Source organism: Streptomyces sp. NPDC057900 (assembly GCF_042887885.1).
Lineage (GTDB): Bacteria > Actinomycetota > Actinomycetes > Streptomycetales > Streptomycetaceae > Streptomyces.
Window position 1 is genome coordinate 581,534 of sequence record NZ_JBHVOI010000001.1, and the last position, 16,668, is coordinate 598,201.

General features: G+C 70.5%; 16 protein-coding genes. 8 read left to right on the top strand and 8 right to left on the bottom strand.

Going from position 1 to position 16,668, the window contains the following annotated elements; genetic code table 11:
• Positions 1-18: 18 nt before the first annotated feature.
• Complete coding sequence (locus tag ACFVQ0_RS02330; RefSeq protein ID WP_390083726.1) at positions 19-1,788, top strand: glycosyl hydrolase family 18 protein; 1,770 nt, start codon at positions 19-21, stop codon at positions 1,786-1,788.
• 72 nt (positions 1,789-1,860) lie between these two features.
• On the opposite strand, the gene ACFVQ0_RS02335 is transcribed toward ACFVQ0_RS02330, so the two are convergent.
• From ACFVQ0_RS02335 to ACFVQ0_RS02345, 3 genes are read right to left on the bottom strand one after another with little or no spacing between them, the layout of a single operon-like run.
• On the bottom strand, positions 1,861-2,607 hold the full coding sequence (locus ACFVQ0_RS02335) for a succinate dehydrogenase/fumarate reductase iron-sulfur subunit (RefSeq protein WP_390083728.1): 747 nt from the start codon (positions 2,605-2,607) through the stop codon (positions 1,861-1,863).
• Positions 2,604-4,553 (bottom strand): fumarate reductase/succinate dehydrogenase flavoprotein subunit, encoded by a 1,950-nt coding sequence (locus tag ACFVQ0_RS02340; protein ID WP_390083730.1) that lies wholly within the window; start codon positions 4,551-4,553, stop codon positions 2,604-2,606. The genes ACFVQ0_RS02335 and ACFVQ0_RS02340 overlap by 4 nt, the downstream gene beginning before the upstream one ends.
• A 1-nt stretch (position 4,554) precedes the next feature.
• On the bottom strand, positions 4,555-5,262 hold the full coding sequence (locus tag ACFVQ0_RS02345; RefSeq protein ID WP_390083732.1) for a succinate dehydrogenase: 708 nt from the start codon (positions 5,260-5,262) through the stop codon (positions 4,555-4,557).
• 95 nt (positions 5,263-5,357) lie between these two features.
• On the opposite strand from ACFVQ0_RS02345, the gene ACFVQ0_RS02350 reads away from it, so the two are divergent.
• Positions 5,358-6,266: a LysR family transcriptional regulator gene (locus ACFVQ0_RS02350; RefSeq protein ID WP_390083734.1), complete on the top strand. Its 909-nt coding sequence runs from the start codon at positions 5,358-5,360 to the stop codon at positions 6,264-6,266.
• A 28-nt stretch (positions 6,267-6,294) separates the two neighbouring features.
• Here ACFVQ0_RS02350 and ACFVQ0_RS02355 read toward each other — a convergent pair whose 3' ends face one another.
• Together ACFVQ0_RS02355 and ACFVQ0_RS02360 are read right to left on the bottom strand one after the other, a co-directional pair.
• On the bottom strand, positions 6,295-8,469 hold the full coding sequence (locus tag ACFVQ0_RS02355; protein WP_390083736.1) for a putative bifunctional diguanylate cyclase/phosphodiesterase: 2,175 nt from the start codon (positions 8,467-8,469) through the stop codon (positions 6,295-6,297).
• On the bottom strand, positions 8,466-9,284 hold the full coding sequence (locus tag ACFVQ0_RS02360; protein WP_073734632.1) for an SAM-dependent methyltransferase: 819 nt from the start codon (positions 9,282-9,284) through the stop codon (positions 8,466-8,468). The genes ACFVQ0_RS02355 and ACFVQ0_RS02360 overlap by 4 nt, the downstream gene beginning before the upstream one ends.
• Positions 9,285-10,396: 1,112 nt before the next feature.
• Between ACFVQ0_RS02360 and ACFVQ0_RS02365 the strand changes: the two genes are divergently transcribed.
• Both ACFVQ0_RS02365 and ACFVQ0_RS02370 read left to right on the top strand, forming a co-directional pair.
• Positions 10,397-11,164 (top strand): hypothetical protein, encoded by a 768-nt coding sequence (locus tag ACFVQ0_RS02365; protein WP_390083738.1) that lies wholly within the window; start codon positions 10,397-10,399, stop codon positions 11,162-11,164.
• A gap of 175 nt (positions 11,165-11,339) precedes the next feature.
• Positions 11,340-11,894, top strand: coding sequence for a hypothetical protein (locus tag ACFVQ0_RS02370; protein WP_390083740.1), 555 nt, complete (start codon positions 11,340-11,342; stop codon positions 11,892-11,894).
• Positions 11,895-11,986: 92 nt separating this feature from the next.
• Here ACFVQ0_RS02370 and ACFVQ0_RS02375 read toward each other — a convergent pair whose 3' ends face one another.
• Entirely contained in the window at positions 11,987-12,649 is a 663-nt protein-coding gene (locus ACFVQ0_RS02375; RefSeq protein WP_390083742.1) for a hypothetical protein, read from the bottom strand.
• 314 nt (positions 12,650-12,963) lie between these two features.
• On the opposite strand from ACFVQ0_RS02375, the gene ACFVQ0_RS02380 reads away from it, so the two are divergent.
• Positions 12,964-13,623 (top strand): class F sortase, encoded by a 660-nt coding sequence (locus ACFVQ0_RS02380; RefSeq protein WP_390083744.1) that lies wholly within the window; start codon positions 12,964-12,966, stop codon positions 13,621-13,623.
• 51 nt (positions 13,624-13,674) lie between these two features.
• Here ACFVQ0_RS02380 and ACFVQ0_RS02385 read toward each other — a convergent pair whose 3' ends face one another.
• Positions 13,675-14,517: a polysaccharide deacetylase family protein gene (locus ACFVQ0_RS02385; protein WP_390083746.1), complete on the bottom strand. Its 843-nt coding sequence runs from the start codon at positions 14,515-14,517 to the stop codon at positions 13,675-13,677.
• Positions 14,518-14,682: 165 nt separating this feature from the next.
• Here ACFVQ0_RS02385 and ACFVQ0_RS02390 point away from each other — a divergent pair, with 165 nt between their 5' ends.
• Together ACFVQ0_RS02390 and ACFVQ0_RS02395 are read left to right on the top strand one after the other, a co-directional pair.
• Positions 14,683-15,144: a universal stress protein gene (locus ACFVQ0_RS02390; RefSeq protein ID WP_024491783.1), complete on the top strand. Its 462-nt coding sequence runs from the start codon at positions 14,683-14,685 to the stop codon at positions 15,142-15,144.
• 177 nt (positions 15,145-15,321) lie between these two features.
• Positions 15,322-15,891 (top strand): sigma-70 family RNA polymerase sigma factor, encoded by a 570-nt coding sequence (locus tag ACFVQ0_RS02395; protein ID WP_390083748.1) that lies wholly within the window; start codon positions 15,322-15,324, stop codon positions 15,889-15,891.
• On the opposite strand, the gene ACFVQ0_RS02400 is transcribed toward ACFVQ0_RS02395, so the two are convergent.
• Positions 15,825-16,022, bottom strand: a complete 198-nt coding sequence (locus tag ACFVQ0_RS02400; RefSeq protein WP_390083750.1) for a zf-HC2 domain-containing protein — start codon at positions 16,020-16,022, stop codon at positions 15,825-15,827. The genes ACFVQ0_RS02395 and ACFVQ0_RS02400 overlap by 67 nt on opposite strands.
• 124 nt (positions 16,023-16,146) lie before the next feature.
• Between ACFVQ0_RS02400 and ACFVQ0_RS02405 the strand changes: the two genes are divergently transcribed.
• Positions 16,147-16,662, top strand: coding sequence for a hypothetical protein (locus ACFVQ0_RS02405; protein ID WP_390085351.1), 516 nt, complete (start codon positions 16,147-16,149; stop codon positions 16,660-16,662).
• The last annotated feature ends 6 nt before the right edge of the window (positions 16,663-16,668 follow it).

The following is a 16,668-nucleotide window of genomic DNA, read 5'->3' on the forward strand; positions in this document are numbered from 1 at the left end:
TCCGCTGGGAGCTACCCCATGAGACGTCCAAGAACAGTCGCCGCCGTCCTGAGCGCGCTGGCCACGGCCGTCGCGTCCGCCGGCCTGGTCCTCGGATCAGGCGCCGGTGCGCAGGCCGCCGCCACCGCCGCCGCTCCCCTGCCCGCGCATGTCTTCGCCCCGTACTTCGAGGCGTACAACGGAGACAGCCCGGCCGCCCTCTCGCAGGCGTCCGGTGCCAAGTACCTGACCATGGCCTTCGTCCAGACAGAGGCCAAGGGTTCCTGCACCCCGTACTGGAACGGGGATTCGAGTACGCCGATCGCCCAGTCCGAGTACGGCGCCGACTTCACGACCATCCGGTCCCGCGGCGGCGACGTGATCCCGTCGTTCGGCGGCTTCGCGGCCGACAACGGCGGCACCGAGATCGCCGACAGTTGCACGAGCGTCGACTCCATCGCCGCCGCGTACGAGAAGGTCATCACGACCTACGACGTGTCCCGCCTCGACATGGACATCGAGGACAACTCGCTCACCAACAAGGCCGGGATAGACCGCCGCAACCAGGCGATCAAGAAGGTCCAGGACTGGGCCGCCGCCAACGGCCGCTCGGTGCAGATCTCGTACACCCTGCCCACCACGACCAGCGGTCTGGCCGCCAGCGGGCTCGCCGTGCTCAAGAGCGCGGTGGCCAACGGCGCGCAGGTCGACGTCGTGAACCTCATGACGTTCGACTACTACGACGGCGCCTCGCACAATATGGCGCAGGACACCCAGACGGCGATCACCGGCCTGAAGGGCCAGCTGGCCAAGCTCTACCCGTCGAAGACCGAGGCCCAGCTGTGGGGCATGACCGGGATCATCGAGATGCCGGGCATCGACGACTACGGCCCCGCCGAGACGTTCACCACGGCCGACGCCACCTCGGTCTACAACTGGGCCGTCTCCAAGGGCGTCAGCACCCTGTCGTTCTGGGCGCTGCAGCGCGACAACGGCGGCTGCCCCGGCACCGGCGGGAGCGACACCTGCTCCGGGATCGCGCAGGACACCTGGTACTTCAGCCACACGTTCGCGCCCTTCACCACGGGCGGCGGCACCGGTCCGGTGACGGACGACTACTCGGTGGCCGTGGCACCCGGTTCGGCGACGGTCGCGCCCGGCGGTTCGGCCACGGCGACCGTGAGCACCGCGGTCACCTCCGGCAGCGCGAAGACCGTGGCGCTGACGACGAGCGGGGCGCCGGCCGGTGTGACGGCCACGCTCAGCCCGACGTCGGTCACCGCGGGCGGGACGTCGAAGCTGACCGTCAACGCCTCGGCCTCTGCGGCGCCCGGCACGTACAAGGTCACTGTGACCGGTGCGGCGGGCACGCTGAGCCACGCGGCGACCTTCACGCTGACGGTCTCCGGTCCCGGGGGCGGTACCGGTTCGCTGGTGAACGGCGACTTCGAGACGGGGTCGCTCGGCCCCTGGACCTGTGAGTCCGGTGGCGCGGTCGTCTCCTCCCCGGTGCACGGCGGCTCGCACGCGCTCGCCGCGGCGGCCACCGCCTCGCAGACCGGCGAGTGCACGCAGACGCTGACGCTTTCCCCCAACACCAAGTACACGCTGAGCGGTTGGGTGCAGGGCAGCTATGGCTACCTCGGCGTCAAGGGCGGGGCCACGGCCAGCACCTGGGGCTCGTCCAGTGGTTACGCCAAGCAGTCGGTGGCCTTCACCACCGGGGCGAGCGGTGCGGTGACGGTGTATCTGCACGGCTGGTACGGGCAGGGCACGGTCTACGGCGACGACCTCTCCGTGACCTCCTGACCTACGGGACGGCGAAATGACGGAGCCCCGGCTCCGGGGGCGGGCGGCCTCCGGAGCCGGGGCTCCGTCGTCTCAGCGGTGGACCTTGCGGGTCGCCCGCAGCCATTCCTTGTTCATCGCGGAGATCGACGGCAGCGGGATGCCCTTCGGGCAGGCCGTGGCGCACTCCCCCGTGAGGGTGCAGCCGCCGAAGCCCTCTGCGTCCATCTGCCCCACCATGTCCAGTACCCGGGTCTCACGCTCCGGGGCGCCCTGCGGCAGCACGTTCAGGTGGTTGACCTTCGCCGAGGTGAAGAGCATCGCGGAGCCGTTGGGGCAGGCCGCCACGCAGGCTCCGCAGCCGATGCACTCGGCGTGCTCGAAGGCGAAGTCGGCGTCCGGCTTGGGCACCGGGGTGGCGTGCGCGTCCGGTGCCGTACCGGTCGGGGCGGAGATGTAGCCGCCGGCCTGGATGATCCGGTCGAAGGCCGAACGGTCCACGACCAGGTCCTTGACGACCGGGAAGGCCGAGGCGCGCCAGGGCTCGATGTCGATGGTGTCGCCGTCCTCGAAGGACCGCATGTGGAGCTGGCAGGTGGTGGTGCGCTCCGGGCCGTGGGCGTCCCCGTTGATGACCAGGCTGCACGCGCCGCAGATGCCTTCGCGGCAGTCGTGGTCGAACGCGACGGGGTCGTCCCCTTCGAGGATGAGTTCCTCGTTGAGGGTGTCGAGCATCTCCAGGAACGACATGTCCTGGGAGATGCCGTCCACTTGGTAGGTGGACATGGCGCCGGGGGCGTCGGTGTTCTTCTGGCGCCAGACGCGCAGGGTGAGCTTCATGCGTAGCTCCGCTGAGTGGGGTGGACGTACTCGAAGACCAGGTCTTCCTTGTGCAGGACGGGAGCGTCACCGGTCTCGGTGAACTCCCAGGCCGCGGCGTAGGAGAACTCCTCGTCGCGCCGGGCGGCCTCGCCGTCCGGGGTCTGCGACTCCTCGCGGAAGTGCCCGCCGCAGGACTCGGCGCGGTGCAGTGCGTCGAGGCACATCAGCTCGGCGAGCTCCAGGTAGTCGACGATGCGGTTGGCCTTCTCCAGCGACTGGTTGAACTCCTCGCCGGTGCCGGGGACCTTGATGCGCCGCCAGAACTCCTCGCGGATCAGCGGCAGCTTGCCGAGCGCCTTGCGCAGCCCCTCCTCGGTGCGGGCCATCCCGCAGTACTCCCACATGAGTTCACCGATCTCCCGGTGGAAGGAGTCGGGGGTGCGGTCGCCGTCGACGGCCAGCAGCAGGTTGATCCGGTCCTCGGTCTCGGCCACCGCCTCCTCCACCTCCGGGTGCGAGGCGTCGACCTTCTCGTGGTGCGGGTTGCGGGCCAGGTAGTCGTTGATCGTCGACGGGAGGACGAAATAGCCGTCCGCGAGGCCCTGCATCAGCGCGGAGGCGCCGAGCCGGTTCGCGCCGTGGTCGGAGAAGTTGGCCTCGCCGATCGCGAACAGGCCGGGGATCGTGGTCTGGAGGTCGTAGTCGACCCAGAGCCCGCCCATCGTGTAGTGCACGGCCGGGTAGATGCGCATCGGTGTCTCGTACGGGTTCTCCGCGGTGATCTGCGCGTACATGTCGAAGAGGTTCCCGTACTTCTCCTCGACCTTCGCCCGGCCCATCCGCTGGATGGCTTCCGCGAAGTCCAGGTAGACGCCCTGCCCGCCGGGGCCGACCCCGCGGCCCTCGTCGCAGACGTTCTTCGCCGCGCGGGAGGCGATGTCGCGGGGCACCAGGTTCCCGAAGGCGGGGTAGATGCGCTCCAGGTAGTAGTCGCGCTCGTCCTCGGGGATCTCGCCCGCGGGACGGGTGTCGCCCTTGGCCTTCGGGACCCAGATGCGGCCGTCGTTGCGCAGCGACTCGCTCATCAGTGTCAGCTTGGACTGGTGGTCACCGGTGCGCGGGATGCAGGTGGGGTGGATCTGGGTGAAGCACGGGTTGGCGAAGTAGGCGCCGCGCCGGTGGGCGCGCCAGATGGCGGTGGCGTTGGAGTTCATGGCGTTGGTCGACAGGTAGAAGACGTTGCCGTATCCGCCGCTGGCCAGCACGACCGCGTCGGCGAAGTACGTGTCGATCTTCCCGGTGACCAGGTCGCGGGCGACGATGCCGCGGGCCTTGCCGTCGACGACGATCAGGTCGAGCATCTCGGTACGGGAGTGCAGCTCGACGTTGCCCGCGGCGATCTGCCGGGACAGCGCCTGGTAGGCGCCGAGGAGCAGTTGCTGTCCGGTCTGGCCCCGGGCGTAGAAGGTGCGGGAGACCTGGACGCCGCCGAAGGAGCGGTTGTCGAGGAGTCCGCCGTACTCGCGGGCGAAGGGGACGCCCTGGGCCACGCACTGGTCGATGATCTCGACGGAGATCTGGGCGAGCCGGTGCACGTTGGACTCGCGGGCGCGGAAGTCGCCGCCCTTGACGGTGTCGTAGAAGAGCCGGTGGACCGAGTCGCCGTCGTTGCGGTAGTTCTTCGCGGCGTTGATGCCGCCCTGGGCGGCCACCGAGTGGGCCCGGCGGGGCGAGTCCTGGAAGCAGAACTGGACGACGTGGTAGCCCTGTTCGGCCAGGGTCGCGCCGGCCGAGCCGCCGGCCAGACCGGTGCCGATCACGATGACGGTGTGCTTGCGGCGGTTGGCCGGGTTGACCAGCTTCGCCTCGAAGCGGCGGGTGTCCCAGCATTCCGCGACGGGCCCGCCGGGGGCGCGGGTGTCGGCGAGGGGCTCGCCGGTCGCGTAGTGCGTGTAGTCGTTCATGTCAGCTCACCACTCCGGTCATGACGGCGACGGGTACGGAGACGAAGCCCACCGTCAGCACCAGCGCGAGCGCGTTGGCGAGGGTCTTCAGGACACGGTCGCGGGTCGCGCGGCCGGCGCCGAGGGTCTGTGCCGCGCTCCAGAACCCGTGCTGGACGTGCAGGCCCATGGCGAGCATGGCGACGATGTAGATGACGTTGCCGTACCAGGTGGAGAAGGTGTCGATGACGTTCTGGTACGGGTGTCCGGACTGGAATCCGCCCGAGTGCACGGTGCCCGTCGTCAGGTCCAGGATGTGCCAGACGATGAACAGCGCGAGGATGATGCCGCCGTAGCGCATGGTGTTGGTGGCATAGCTGGCGCGCGGCTTCCGGTGCACGTACTTGCTGGGCCGCGCCCTGAGGTCGCGGCGGCTGAGCTGGTACGCGGAGACGGCGTGCAGGACCACGGCGGCGACGAGCACCAGCCGGACGATCCACAGCGCCCACTCGTGGTGCAGGAACGGCTCGCCCATCACACGCAGCCAGTGCGCGTAGCCGTTGAACTCGCCCGGTCCGAAGAAGATCTTCAGGTTGCCGACCATGTGGACGACCAAGTAGAGGAGCATGATCAGACCGCTCACGGCCATGATCGTCTTCTTGCCGACGGACGAGTCCCAGAGCGAACGCGTCATGGACGGCCGTCGGTCCGTCCGTGTTGCCAATGCCATGGACACGACGCTAGAGCCGAAGGCGCCGATCAGTCCAAGACATGGAGCAGCTCATGTCCATAGCCGCTGACTATCGAGCGAGCTACGGTGGACGCATGCAGTTCCAGCAGCTGATGTACTTCGTGGCCGTGGCCGAGGCCCGCCACTTCACCCGCGCCGCCGAGGACGTACATGTGTCGCAGCCCTCGCTCTCGCAGCAGATCAGGGCGCTGGAGAGCGAGCTGGGGGCCGAGCTGTTCAGCCGAGCCCGGGGGAACATCGCGCTGACCGACGCGGGCGAGGCGCTGCTGCCGCTGGCCCGGCGCATCCTGGCCGACGCGGACACCGCCCGGCACGAGGTCCAGGAGCTGGCCCAGCTGCGCCGCGGCCGGGTCCGGCTCGGCGCGACGCCCAGCGTCTGCACGGGGCTGCTGCCCGACGTGCTGCGCGCCTTCCACGATCTGCACCCGGGCATCCAGCTGCTGCTGGAGGAGGGTGGTTCGCACGACCTGGTACGGGAGCTGGCGCGCGGCGCCCTCGATCTCGCCCTCGTGGTGCTTCCGCTCCCCGCGGCCTCACCGGCCCTGACCACGGTCGAGCTGCTCCACGAGGATCTGGTGGTCGTCTCCTCCGCGGCCGGACCCCGGCCCGGCCGGGGAGGGCGCGTCCGGATCGCGGATCTGCAGAGCGAGCCGCTCGTGATGTTCCGGCACGGCTACGACCTGCGGGAGCTGACCGTGGCCGCCTGCCGCGCCGAGGGCTTCGAGCCGTCGTTCACCGTGGAGGGCGGCGAGATGGACGCGGTGCTCGGTGTCGTACGGGCCGGTCTCGGCATCGCGGTGGTCCCGAGCATGGTGGCCACCCGGGCGGGCCACGACCTGCGGACGACGCCACTGGCGAAACCGGGGCTCCGCCGCACGATCGCGCTCGCGCACCGCAGTGACGTGGCTCCGCCACGGGCGGCGCGCGAGTTCCAGCGGTTGCTGCTGGCGAGCCGGGCGGACGCCTCGCCTCCGGGCGCCTGACGCGCCCGGGGCCGGAGCGTCCGCCGGCTCACACCGCGTCCGCCAGCAGCAGCGAGTGGATCCGGTCCGGGGCGCCGGGCCGGGCGTAGTACCAGCCCTGGGCCGTGTCGCAGCCCAGCTCCCGCAGCTGCTCCGCCTGGGCCCCCGTCTCCACGCCCTCGACCGTCACCGCCAGGTCCAGGCTGTGCGCGAGCGACACGATGCCCTCGACGATCTTCAGGTCCACCGGATCGGCCGGGTGGTGCTGCATCCCCTGGGTGAAGGAGCGGTCCAGCTTCAGCACACTCACCGGCAGCCGTCGCAGGTTCGCCAGGTTCGAATAACCCGTGCCGAAGTCGTCGAGCGCTATGCCGACGCCCATGTCGGCCAGCTGCCGCAGCGGCTTCAGCAGATCGTCGTCGGCGCCGATGAGCGCCGACTCGGTGACCTCCAGGCACAGCGCCGCGGGCTCCAGCCCGGAGCGCTCCAGGACGTCGACGGTCTCGGCGACCAGGCGCGGATGGTGCAGCTGGGCGGGCGAGAGGTTGACGTTGATCCGCAGCGGGCCGCCGTCGGTGTGCCGCTCCTGCCAGAAGTTGGCCTGCCGTACCGACTCCTCCAGCACCCAGCGGCCGAGCGGCACGATCAGCCCGGTGTGCTCGGCGAGCGCGATGAAGCGGTCGGGCCCCAGCACCCCGTGCTGCGGGTGGCACCAGCGCACCAGTGCCTCCGCACCGTGCACCGAACCGTCCCCGAGGTGCACCAGCGGCTGGTACTCGATGAAGAACTCGCCGCGCTCCAGCGCGGCCGGCAGCGCCGTGGTCAGCCCGTGCCGGGTGATGGCACGGGCGTCCGCCTCCGCGTCGGCCAGCTCGAAGCGGTTGCCGCCCGCCGACTTGGCCCGGTACATCGTGATGTCGGCGCTGCGCAGCACCTCGGCGGCGCTGCGCTCACCGGCCGGCCCCTCGACGACCCCGATGGACCCCCGGACGGTGAGCTCACGCCCGTCCAGCCGGATCGGTGTGCCGAGCACCCCGAGGATGCGGCAGGCCAGTTCGTCGACCTCCGAGGCGGTGTCGGGACCGGTCGTCAGCGCCACGAACTCGTCGCCGCCGAGCCGTGCCACCATCTCGCCCGGCGCGGTCGCGCAGCTCTGCAGCCGGTCCGCGACCTCGACGAGCAGCCGGTCGCCCGAGGCGTGACCCAGGCTGTCGTTGATCGCCTTGAAGCCGTCCAGGTCCAGGTAGCAGAGCCCGAAACGGCTGCCGTCACCGGCCGAGAGCGCTTTCTCAAGGCGCTCGAAAAAAAGCGTCCGGTTCGGTAGGCCGGTCAGCGCGTCGTGCGTGGCCTCGTAACGGAGGCGCAGATTCAGCAGCCTGCGCTCCGTGGTGTCCTCCATCAGCGCCAGCTGGTACTCCGGGTTGCCCTCCGCGTCGCGCAGCAGCGAAACCGTCAGATTGGTCCACAGGACCGTGCCGTCGTTGCGGTAGAACGCCTTCTCGACCCGGTAGTGGTCGCGCTCGCCGCTCACCAGCTCGTTGTAGTACTTCCAGACCTTCGGGGAGTCCTCCGGGTGGACCCACTCGTTGACCCGGTGGCTGCGCACGTGGTGGTCGAGCCCGCCGAACATCCGGGTGAGGGTGTCGTTGACCTCCAGCACGTTGCCTTCGAGGTCGGCGATCCCGATGCCGATGGCGGCGTCCTTGAAGACGGCCCGGAACCGCGCCTCCGTCGCGTGCAGCGCCTGTTCTGCGTGGGAGCGCGCGGCGAGCGCCGAGCGGGCGATGGCCTCCTGCTCGGCGAGGGTCCGCTCGCGCAGCGCCTGGCTGAAGCCGCCCGCGACGGCGTGCTGGATCCTGGCGCAGCGGGACCGGCTGTCCTCGGTCGCCAGTGCCACCGGGCCGTTGTTCCCGCAGTACAGGACGAGGTAGGAGTCGACGACGCCGAGCGTGGAGCTGAGCGCGTCCGGGTCCGTGCAGTGCGCGGCGACGAGCGCGCCGCCCACCCCGGCCGCCGACACGGCGTCGAAGGGGCGGGCGTGCAGGGTGTCGCTGAGCATGCGGGCCAGCGGGAGCAGATGGTGTTCGAACTCCGGGCGGGTCAGGGAGGTGGCCGTCGACGGGAATATGGCCCGGCTCCAGATCGTGGCGAATCGCCGGAGCCGGTCCTCGGGGCCGTCGGGCTCCGCGTCCGGCGCGCCGGACGACTGGGCGGGAATGCTCACGCCTTGCGTCCCACTCCCGCGAAGCCCGAGAAGGCGTACGGGTCTTCACCGCCCTGTGCCACCGGGGTGTCGGGGCGCCAGCTCGGCATCGGCACCAGGCCGGGGTCGACCATCTCGTACCCGTCGAAGAACCGGCCGATCTCGTCGGACGAGCGCATGACCAGCGGGTTGCGGATGTTCTTGTACACACCGACCGCGCCGCCGGCCTCCTCCCGCGTCAGCGGGATGCCCTCGTACGAGGCGTGGGTGACGACGAGGAGGCTGCCGGGGGCCAGGAGGTCCCGCAGTTCCGCGACCGCCTTGTGCGGTTCGTCGGAGTCCTCGATGAAGTGGAGTACGGCGACGAGCAGCAGCGCCACCGGCCGGTCGAAGTCGAGGAGTCCGGAGATCTCCGGGTTGTCCCGGATCTCCTGCGGGCGGCGCAGATCGGCGGTGGCGATCACCGCTGCGGAATTGCCCTCAAGTACGGCCTGGCTGTGGGCGACCGCGACCGGATCGTGGTCGACGTATGCCACCCGGGCCTCGGGGGCGATGCCCTGGGCGACCTCATGGACATTACCGAAGGTCGGTATCCCGGAACCGATGTCCAGGAACTGGGAGATCCCCTCATCGAGGGCGTAGCGCACTGCCCTGCGCATAAAGGCACGGTTCGCCTGCATGATCTTGGGAAGTCCCGGCATGAACTCCATGGCCTTGCGGGCCGCTTCCCGGTCCACCTCGAAATTGTGCGAGCCGCCCAGATAGAAGTCATACATTCGGGACACGCTCGGCACCGAAATGTCAATGCCTTGCGGTGCCCAGGCGGGACGCTCCATCGATCTCTCCAACAAGTCGCCACGGCGATCCGGCCATGTTCATGGTCAGTGTTGACCAGAGGCTACTGATCGCCCGCCAGGAGAGCGAGCGGAAACGGAAATTAGCGGTCCGTTATTGGTCACACTCGTGGCAACTGCAACCGCCTCGTCGCTGCGTGTGACATTCGACCGGCGGAACGCCTGAAAAAGGTTCGCAATAGAACTACTTTGACGTATCGGCCGACTCGGCATTGCGGGACACCGCGCGCCATCTCCCCACGGCTGCGGTGCTGTTGGCACCGGCCGGCCCGCCGGCTCCGGAGCGGGTGCGCGGCCGCCGCACGCGAGCCGCCCCGCCGGATGTGCATGCCAACTCTCCTTCCGACGCTGCCAGTTGCGATGCGAAATCGTGTGACGCATGCCCATGGAGGCGTCCCTGCGGGCCCTCTTTGTTCAATGCGTCCGCAGAATTTCCCCCGGCCGCAAACACCCAGTGCTTCAGGTCCCCACCATCAGGGGAATCGGGCGGCCGTGCGGCGTGCCGCCGTGCGGCCCGGAACATGCTCCCGGTCGTGTACGGATCACTCATCGGCCGGCTCTCGGCGGCCGTCGCACTCATCTGGCTGCTGACCGCCCCGGTGCCCGCGGTCGCGAGCAACTGCGGGTACGCCTCGATCGGTGACGACGGGGGCAGTTCGGCGGTCGCCAGCAGTGGTGACGGCAGTTGTCACGCGGGACCGAAGCCCGAGCCCACGCCACCGCCCGCGCCCCGGCCCCCACCGCCTCCGCCGCCACCACCGCCTCCTCCTCCGCCACCACCCCCGCCACCGCCTCCCCCTCCTCCATCACCGCCCCCACCAGCACCGGCGCCACCGCCGCCGCCCGTGCGGGAGCCGGCACCACCGCCTCCTCCCCCACCGCCGCCCCCTCCGTCGCCGACCCCCTCACCCTCGCCCTCGCCGTCCGTGCGCCCCTCGCCCCGGCCGGTGGCGCTGCCCGCCTACCGCAGACCGGTCCGGAAGGCCCCGGAGCGCCATACCTCCCTGGTCACGCTCACCTTGATGATCACAGCCCCCGCGGTGTTCGCCGTCGCCGTGCTGCGGCCCCGTTCCCGATGACCTTCGGAGACCCACATGTCGGAATGGCTTGTTCTCACCTTCGCCTTGGTCGCGGCCACCGCCGTGGTGCTGACCATCGCCGTACTCAACAACCGCCGGCTTCCCGAGGACGACGACCCGTCCGAAACCCCTGACGTCATCGAGTACATGACGATGATGATCGGCGTGGTCTACGCGATCGTGCTGGGCCTCGCCATCGCGGGCGTCTGGGAGGGCCGCGGAGCGGCCCAGGAGTACGTCCGCCAGGAGGCGCAGGCGCTCCACGAGGTCGACGCGCGCTCGTCCGTCTACCCGGTCGAGGTACGCACCCGGATCCGCGCCGATGTCGACGCCTATGTCAGCTTCGTCGTGCACGACGAGTGGCAGACCATGATCGACCACGGCAGGCTCGACAAACGCGGCTCGCAGCTCCTGGACCGGGTGCGCGCCGACGTCACCGACTACAAGCCGAAGACGGACCACGAGGGAGAGGCGTACCAGCCGCTCGTCGACCAGATCGCCGCGGCCGACGACGCCCGCAGCGCGCGCGGGCAGAGCGCCGGGGCCACCATGCCGGGGGTCGTCTGGTTCGGGCTGATCATCGGGGCGCTGGTGACCGTGGGACTGATCTTCACCCTGCAGATCCGGCGCACGTTCCGCGAACTCCTGCTGGCCGGCCTCTTCAGTGTCCTGATCGCCTTCCTGCTCTTCCTGATCTGGGACTTCGACTCACCGTTCGGCCGGGGCCTCTCGGCCACCGCCGCACCGTTCCTCGATCTGTTCCCCCGGGCCTCAGGGGGTTAGGTTCTTTCGTTCGGATCAGGGCCGTGCGCCGCTCGGGGGACAGCGGCGCACCATTGGACGACTCCGATCGCGGGCGAAATGCGCCACTTCTAGCGTTGGCGGCATCGAGGTGCATTTCTGACGCTTTGCGGGAATCCGTTCCGCAACTGCTCCTCGGGGACCCGGAGGAATCACCATGCGCGCAATACGTGTCGCTCCCCTCGCGCTGCTCGGCGCGGCGGCACTCGCCCTGACCGCCCCCGCCGTGACCGCGTATGCCGCGACCGAGGGCGGACCGCCCGGCGGCGGGAGCGGATACACCGTCACGCCCTCGGTGATCGCGCCGGGCGGTCAGGTGACCCTGGCCGCCAAGGGGTGCTCGACGACGGCCACGGCGTCCTCCGGGGTGTTCGACACCGTCACCATCCCCAGGGACGGCACCGCCAGGGCAACGGTCGACTGGGATGCCAAACCGGCCGCCGTGTACGAGGTGACGTTCACCTGCAACACATCGCCGAGCTCCACGGCGAAGGTGAACCTCACGATCAGCGCGGCCACGAGCACGCCCACCACCAGCTCCACGAGCACCACCAGTTCGACGGCCTCGCCCGCCGGCGTTCAGGGCGGTCTCGGCGGCAGCATCGACAGCCCGGACATGGCGATGATCGTGGGCGGCACCGCGCTGGCCGTGGCCGCCGCGACCAGCACCGTCTTCGTGGCGCGCCGGCGCAGGGAGAACCGCTCGCACTGACCGGCACCGCCGGCGGGAACGGCAGTCGCCCCGGGTCCTTTCACAGGACCCGGGGCGACGTGGTTATCGGTCCGGCAGGTATGTCCGTGAGGTCAGACCGCCCCATGACCGTTCCTCCGGCGGCGCATGATGTACATGCCTCCGCCGAGGGCCGCGGAGGCGACCAGGCCCGCGCCCACACCCATGTCCGCAGGGCTCGCGGCCATCGAGCCGCCGAGGCCGCCCTGCGCGCCGCGGCTGTTGAGCACGGTGAACCGGTGCCCGGCCGTCCGGTCGGTGCCGTCGCAGCGCACCGTCAGGTTGTAGGAGCCGGGCGTGGCGTCGTTGAAGATCCGGACCCTGGCGTGACCGACCCGGCCCGCCGAGAGCCGCGTGGTCCGGAAGGCGTTGGACGAGACGCTGCCGCCCCGGCCGCAGCCCTCCGCGCTGACCTGCATGGCCGCGCCCTGGTGCACGCGCTCGGGATCGACGGTCACGTTGTTCGGACCGTTGTTGCGGCCGTTCCCGTTCCCGTTGTTGTTCCCGTTGCCATTGCCGTTGTTGTTGCCGTTCCAGTTGTTGTTGCCGTTGCCGTTGTTGTTCCCGTTTCCGTTGCCATTGCCGTTGTCCCAGTTGCCCGGGTCGTTCCAGTCGTTCTGGCTGTTCCCGTTGTTCTGGCCGTTCCCGACATCTCCACCGGCCGCAGCCATCGGGGCGCCGATCCCGAGGGCGGCGACGGCGGTCGCGGCGACAACGAGAGCGCGTGTAGCACGCATCGTTCGAACCTCCAGCGGGAAGCGCCCCCGGAGCTCGGTGCGCCGGGATGGATCGACGAGAACGCCTCCCATGACGAACCCTCACCAGATCCTTGATCCACCGCATTTCGACGCTGCTCCACCCCGGTGATCCGACACACCGTGCGCACACCGGTGGAACTGATGGATTCGCAGGTCACAGAGCGTCAGAACTTTTATCCGCGCACTACTCCGATACGCAGCCGCCCGCCCGGCCGCCACCCGTTCGCCCCTCCCTGATCGCCGCCCGGCCGCCCCGCGCCTAGCGTTCCCCTCGTCGCGACGAAGGGAGAACCATGGGCCGGGACAACTGGCACCCCGAACGGATCAGACACTCGCCCTGGGGCGCGCTCGCCCTGGTGATGCTCACCGGTCTCGCACTGATGCGGAACGGCGCGGACCTCTCACCGGGACCGCCGCAGCCGGTCGCCGCCACGTCGGTCGGCCACCAGAAGGCGGTGCCCTCGGCGCCCGCGTCGGGGCCGGTGGTCAAGCCGCTGGCGTACGCCCCCGTCGACCGCGTCGCCATCCCCTCGATCCAGGTGGACGCGCCGGTCATCGACGTGAACCTGGACCCGGACGGCTGGATCGAGACGCCGCCCCCGCAGGACCCCAACCTCGCCGGCTGGTACCAGAACGGCATCGCGCCGGGGCAGCCGGGCACCTCGGTCGTCGTCGGCCACGTGGACAACGAGGCGGGCCCGGCGGTCTTCTACAGCCTGGGCTCGCTGAAGAAGGGCAACCGCATCGAGGTCACCCGCAGCGACGACCGGGTCGCCGTGTTCGAGGTGTACGGGGTAGAGGTGTTCGCGAAGAACGACTTCCCCGGCGCCCGGGTGTACGGCGACACCGGCAAGGCGGAACTGCGGGTCATCACCTGCGGCGGCGGATTCACCAAGGCCAACGGCTACGACGGCAACGTCGTGGTCTTCGCCCGGCTGGTCGCGACGCGCTGACGACCGCTGCCGGGTGGCGGTCCCGTCCCCCGGCAGCAGCCGCCGCACGGCTCAGCGGCGCTGCGGCACGGTGAGCCGGTAGCCCTCGTCCAGCAGCTCGGGCAGATAGCGCCCCAGCGCGGCCACGCTCTGCGAACGGTTGCCGCCCGCGTCGTGCGACAGCACCACGACGCCGGGTGCGGCCCCCTCCCTGACCCGGTCGACGATGCTGTCGGTACCGGGAACCGTCCAGTCCAGCGTGTCCACCGTCCAGGCCATCGGCTCCATGCCCATCGCCGCGCCGATCTCGAAGGAATTGCGGTTCCAGGCCCCGTAGGGCGCCCGGTACCAGAGCGGCGGCGCGCCGGTGATCTTCTCGATCACCTCGCTGGTGCGCCCCAGTTCATCGGTGATGCCCGCCCGGGAGAGCTTGGTGACCAGCGGATGCGTCCACGAGTGGTTGCCCACCGTGTGCCCGTCGTCGGAGATCCTGCGCACCAGGTCCTGGTTGTCGTTGGCCATCTCCCCGCAGAGGAAGAACATGGCCCGCACGTCGTGCTCGCGCAGCGTGTCCAGGATGTGCGGGGTGTAGAGCGGGTCCGGGCCGTCGTCGAAGGTCAGCACCATCGCGTGCCCGATGTCGGGCAGCTGCTCGAACGGCCGGGTACGCACGGGCGGCGCCGCGGGGCGGTAGCGGGGCGGGGTGTTCGCTGTCATGGGGCTCAGACGATAGGACAGCGGCTCGGTCCTGAGGGCCGCGGGCGGCCCCGCCGCGGCGTCGGACGGCGCCACGGGGCGCCGGAAGGGAGTGCCTGCGGTGTCCGCGGCGACCAGGCGCACGACGGAGGCCGCGCCCAGCCCGGCGGCCAGTCTCAGCAGCGTCCTGCGCATCGGCAGCCTCTGATCATTTTTCATGACCAACTGCTCGCACGTCCTGGCTGCCACCCCCCTCAACGACACCGGTCGTGCGGCGTTTTGCACCCAATGGGGGGAGCCCGTCCGTGGCAACCGGCGTCCGCGCACCCCGGTCGCCGGGAGCCCGCACGGGCGGGCCGCGCGGCAGCGGATAGCCTCACTGCCGTGACAGACCAGCAGCCTCACCAGTTCGAACGTGGCACAGACGGCCCAAAAGTGATCGTCGCGGGCCTCGACGGTTCGGAGTCGTCCATGCGTGCCGCGGCCTATGCCGCCGGGCTCGCCCGTCGGCAGCGGGCCATGCTCGCCCTCGTCTACGTACAGCCCGTGCTGCCCGCGGGTGCCGCACTCGGTGCGCCGGTCGGTGATACGACCGGGGAGGTCGCGGAGGGTCTGGTGAACGAGATCCGGGAGTCGACCGAGCGGATGAAGGACATATGGGATGTGCGCTGGGAGTTCCACACCTTCCGCGGTGATCCGTACAACGGTCTGGTGACGGCAGCGGACGAACTCAAGGCGGACGCCGTGGTGGTGGGCGCGTCGGAGTCGGCGGGCCACCGTTTCATCGGATCGGTCGCCGTCCGTCTGGTGAAGGCCGGTCGCTGGCCCGTCACTGTCGTCCCGTAACGCCCTCTCCCCCGCGCTCCCGCACTCGCCGCCCGACCGCTCACCGCACCATTCGCCGCCCCGTGCGACCGCTCGTCGCACGGGGCGGCGTTTGTCCTGTTGCCAGGGGCCCGGATGCGTTCGTATACGCGAGTCAGCAGCGAGGCGGCAGGGCCTCCGCGGGGAAGGGCGTTCACCATGACCACGACGACGACCGACGAGCGGGCCCTCGCGGATCTGCAGCGTGAGCACGGCCCGGCCCTGTTCCACTTCCTGCTCGGTCTGACCTTCGGCGACCGGCAGCGGGCCGAGGATCTGCTCCAGGAGACCCTGGTGCGGGCCTGGCAGCACCCGGAGGCCTTCGAAGCCCCGTACGAGTCCATGCGGCCCTGGCTGTTCACCGTGGGCCGGCGGCTGGCGATCGACGCCCGCAGGTCGCGGCTGGCCCGGCCCGCGGAGGTGGGCGACGCGGTGCTGGAGAGCGCCCCGTGCGCGCAGGACACCGCCGAGTCCGCGGTCGCCGCCCTCGATGTGCGCGAGGCGGTGCGCGGCCTCAGCCCGGAGCACCGGGCGGTGCTGGTCCAGATCTACTTCCGGGGCCTGAGCGTGGGCGAGACGGCCGAGGTGCTCGGGATTCCGGCCGGGACCGTGAAGTCCCGTTCGTACTACGCGCTGCGTCTGCTCTCCCGCAATCTGCCGGGCTACTCAAGGAGGTCCTCCTCGCTGAGCAGCGGGAGCAGGGCCGCGGCCTCCGCCACCGCCACGTAGTCGGCGGCGCAGCGGTCGCAGCTCCGCAGATGGCGGGATACCTCCAGCGCCTCCGGGGCCGGGAGCGCGTCCAGCACGTAGGCGCCGAGCAGTTGCCTCATGTGCGGTCCCTCTCCGGGCTCTGCGGTCATCACACCCTCTTGTCTGTGACGCATCCGGTGCGACGGATCCTGTCCTTCTGGCCACGCGGGGCGCGCTCCCCCGGTTCAATGCTGCGTGTGGGGGCGTACCGAGAACGGAATGGGGCGAGACGCGATGCGTCCGGAACGTCAGGACGGATCCAGTGGCGGCGGGCTGCTGATCCCGATGGCCTGGATGTACGCGGAGTACATCGCAGACGAGCTGCTGCGGACCGGGGAGCTGATGGAACCGGCCACGCTGGAGTACCGGGCGGGGCGTGACGCGCTCGCCCTCACGGTCTTCCTCTCGGACGGCGCGGCGGCGCGGGCGCTGCCCGCCACCCGGGTGGACGAGCTGCGGCTGCTGACGGCGTACGGGGCCCCGTGGCGCGGCTGGGTCTGTGAGCGGCTCGACGCGCTGGAGGCGGCGCGGGGCGGCCCCGATCCAGATCTGGCGCTGGCACGGGCGGCGTGGCGGTGGCTGGAGGACACCGAACTGCTGGCGGCCGACCTCGACGCGATCGGCCCGCCGCCCGGGGAGCCGGCCGACGGCCCTCCGGACCCGGAGGAGGAGGGGGCGGCGGCCCAGGTGTGGACGCCGGCCTGGCAGCTGGGACTGCCGCTGGGTCACCTGTCGATCCATCTGTACTGAGAGGCT

What these genes read in the sequence shown, in the direction of transcription:
- ACFVQ0_RS02330 (WP_390083726.1), top strand. Translation starts at nt 19, where the DNA reads ATGAGACGTCCAAGAACAGTCGCCGCCGTCCTGAGCGCGCTGGCCACG.
- ACFVQ0_RS02335 (WP_390083728.1), bottom strand. Translation starts at nt 2,607, where the DNA reads ATGAAGCTCACCCTGCGCGTCTGGCGCCAGAAGAACACCGACGCCCCC.
- ACFVQ0_RS02340 (WP_390083730.1), bottom strand. Translation starts at nt 4,553, where the DNA reads ATGAACGACTACACGCACTACGCGACCGGCGAGCCCCTCGCCGACACC.
- ACFVQ0_RS02345 (WP_390083732.1), bottom strand. Translation starts at nt 5,262, where the DNA reads ATGGCATTGGCAACACGGACGGACCGACGGCCGTCCATGACGCGTTCG.
- ACFVQ0_RS02350 (WP_390083734.1), top strand. Translation starts at nt 5,358, where the DNA reads ATGCAGTTCCAGCAGCTGATGTACTTCGTGGCCGTGGCCGAGGCCCGC.
- ACFVQ0_RS02360 (WP_073734632.1), bottom strand. Translation starts at nt 9,284, where the DNA reads ATGGAGCGTCCCGCCTGGGCACCGCAAGGCATTGACATTTCGGTGCCG.
- ACFVQ0_RS02365 (WP_390083738.1), top strand. Translation starts at nt 10,397, where the DNA reads ATGTCGGAATGGCTTGTTCTCACCTTCGCCTTGGTCGCGGCCACCGCC.
- ACFVQ0_RS02370 (WP_390083740.1), top strand. Translation starts at nt 11,340, where the DNA reads ATGCGCGCAATACGTGTCGCTCCCCTCGCGCTGCTCGGCGCGGCGGCA.
- ACFVQ0_RS02375 (WP_390083742.1), bottom strand. Translation starts at nt 12,649, where the DNA reads ATGCGTGCTACACGCGCTCTCGTTGTCGCCGCGACCGCCGTCGCCGCC.
- ACFVQ0_RS02380 (WP_390083744.1), top strand. Translation starts at nt 12,964, where the DNA reads ATGGGCCGGGACAACTGGCACCCCGAACGGATCAGACACTCGCCCTGG.
- ACFVQ0_RS02385 (WP_390083746.1), bottom strand. Translation starts at nt 14,517, where the DNA reads ATGAAAAATGATCAGAGGCTGCCGATGCGCAGGACGCTGCTGAGACTG.
- ACFVQ0_RS02395 (WP_390083748.1), top strand. Translation starts at nt 15,322, where the DNA reads ATGACCACGACGACGACCGACGAGCGGGCCCTCGCGGATCTGCAGCGT.
- ACFVQ0_RS02400 (WP_390083750.1), bottom strand. Translation starts at nt 16,022, where the DNA reads ATGACCGCAGAGCCCGGAGAGGGACCGCACATGAGGCAACTGCTCGGC.
- ACFVQ0_RS02405 (WP_390085351.1), top strand. Translation starts at nt 16,147, where the DNA reads ATGCGTCCGGAACGTCAGGACGGATCCAGTGGCGGCGGGCTGCTGATC.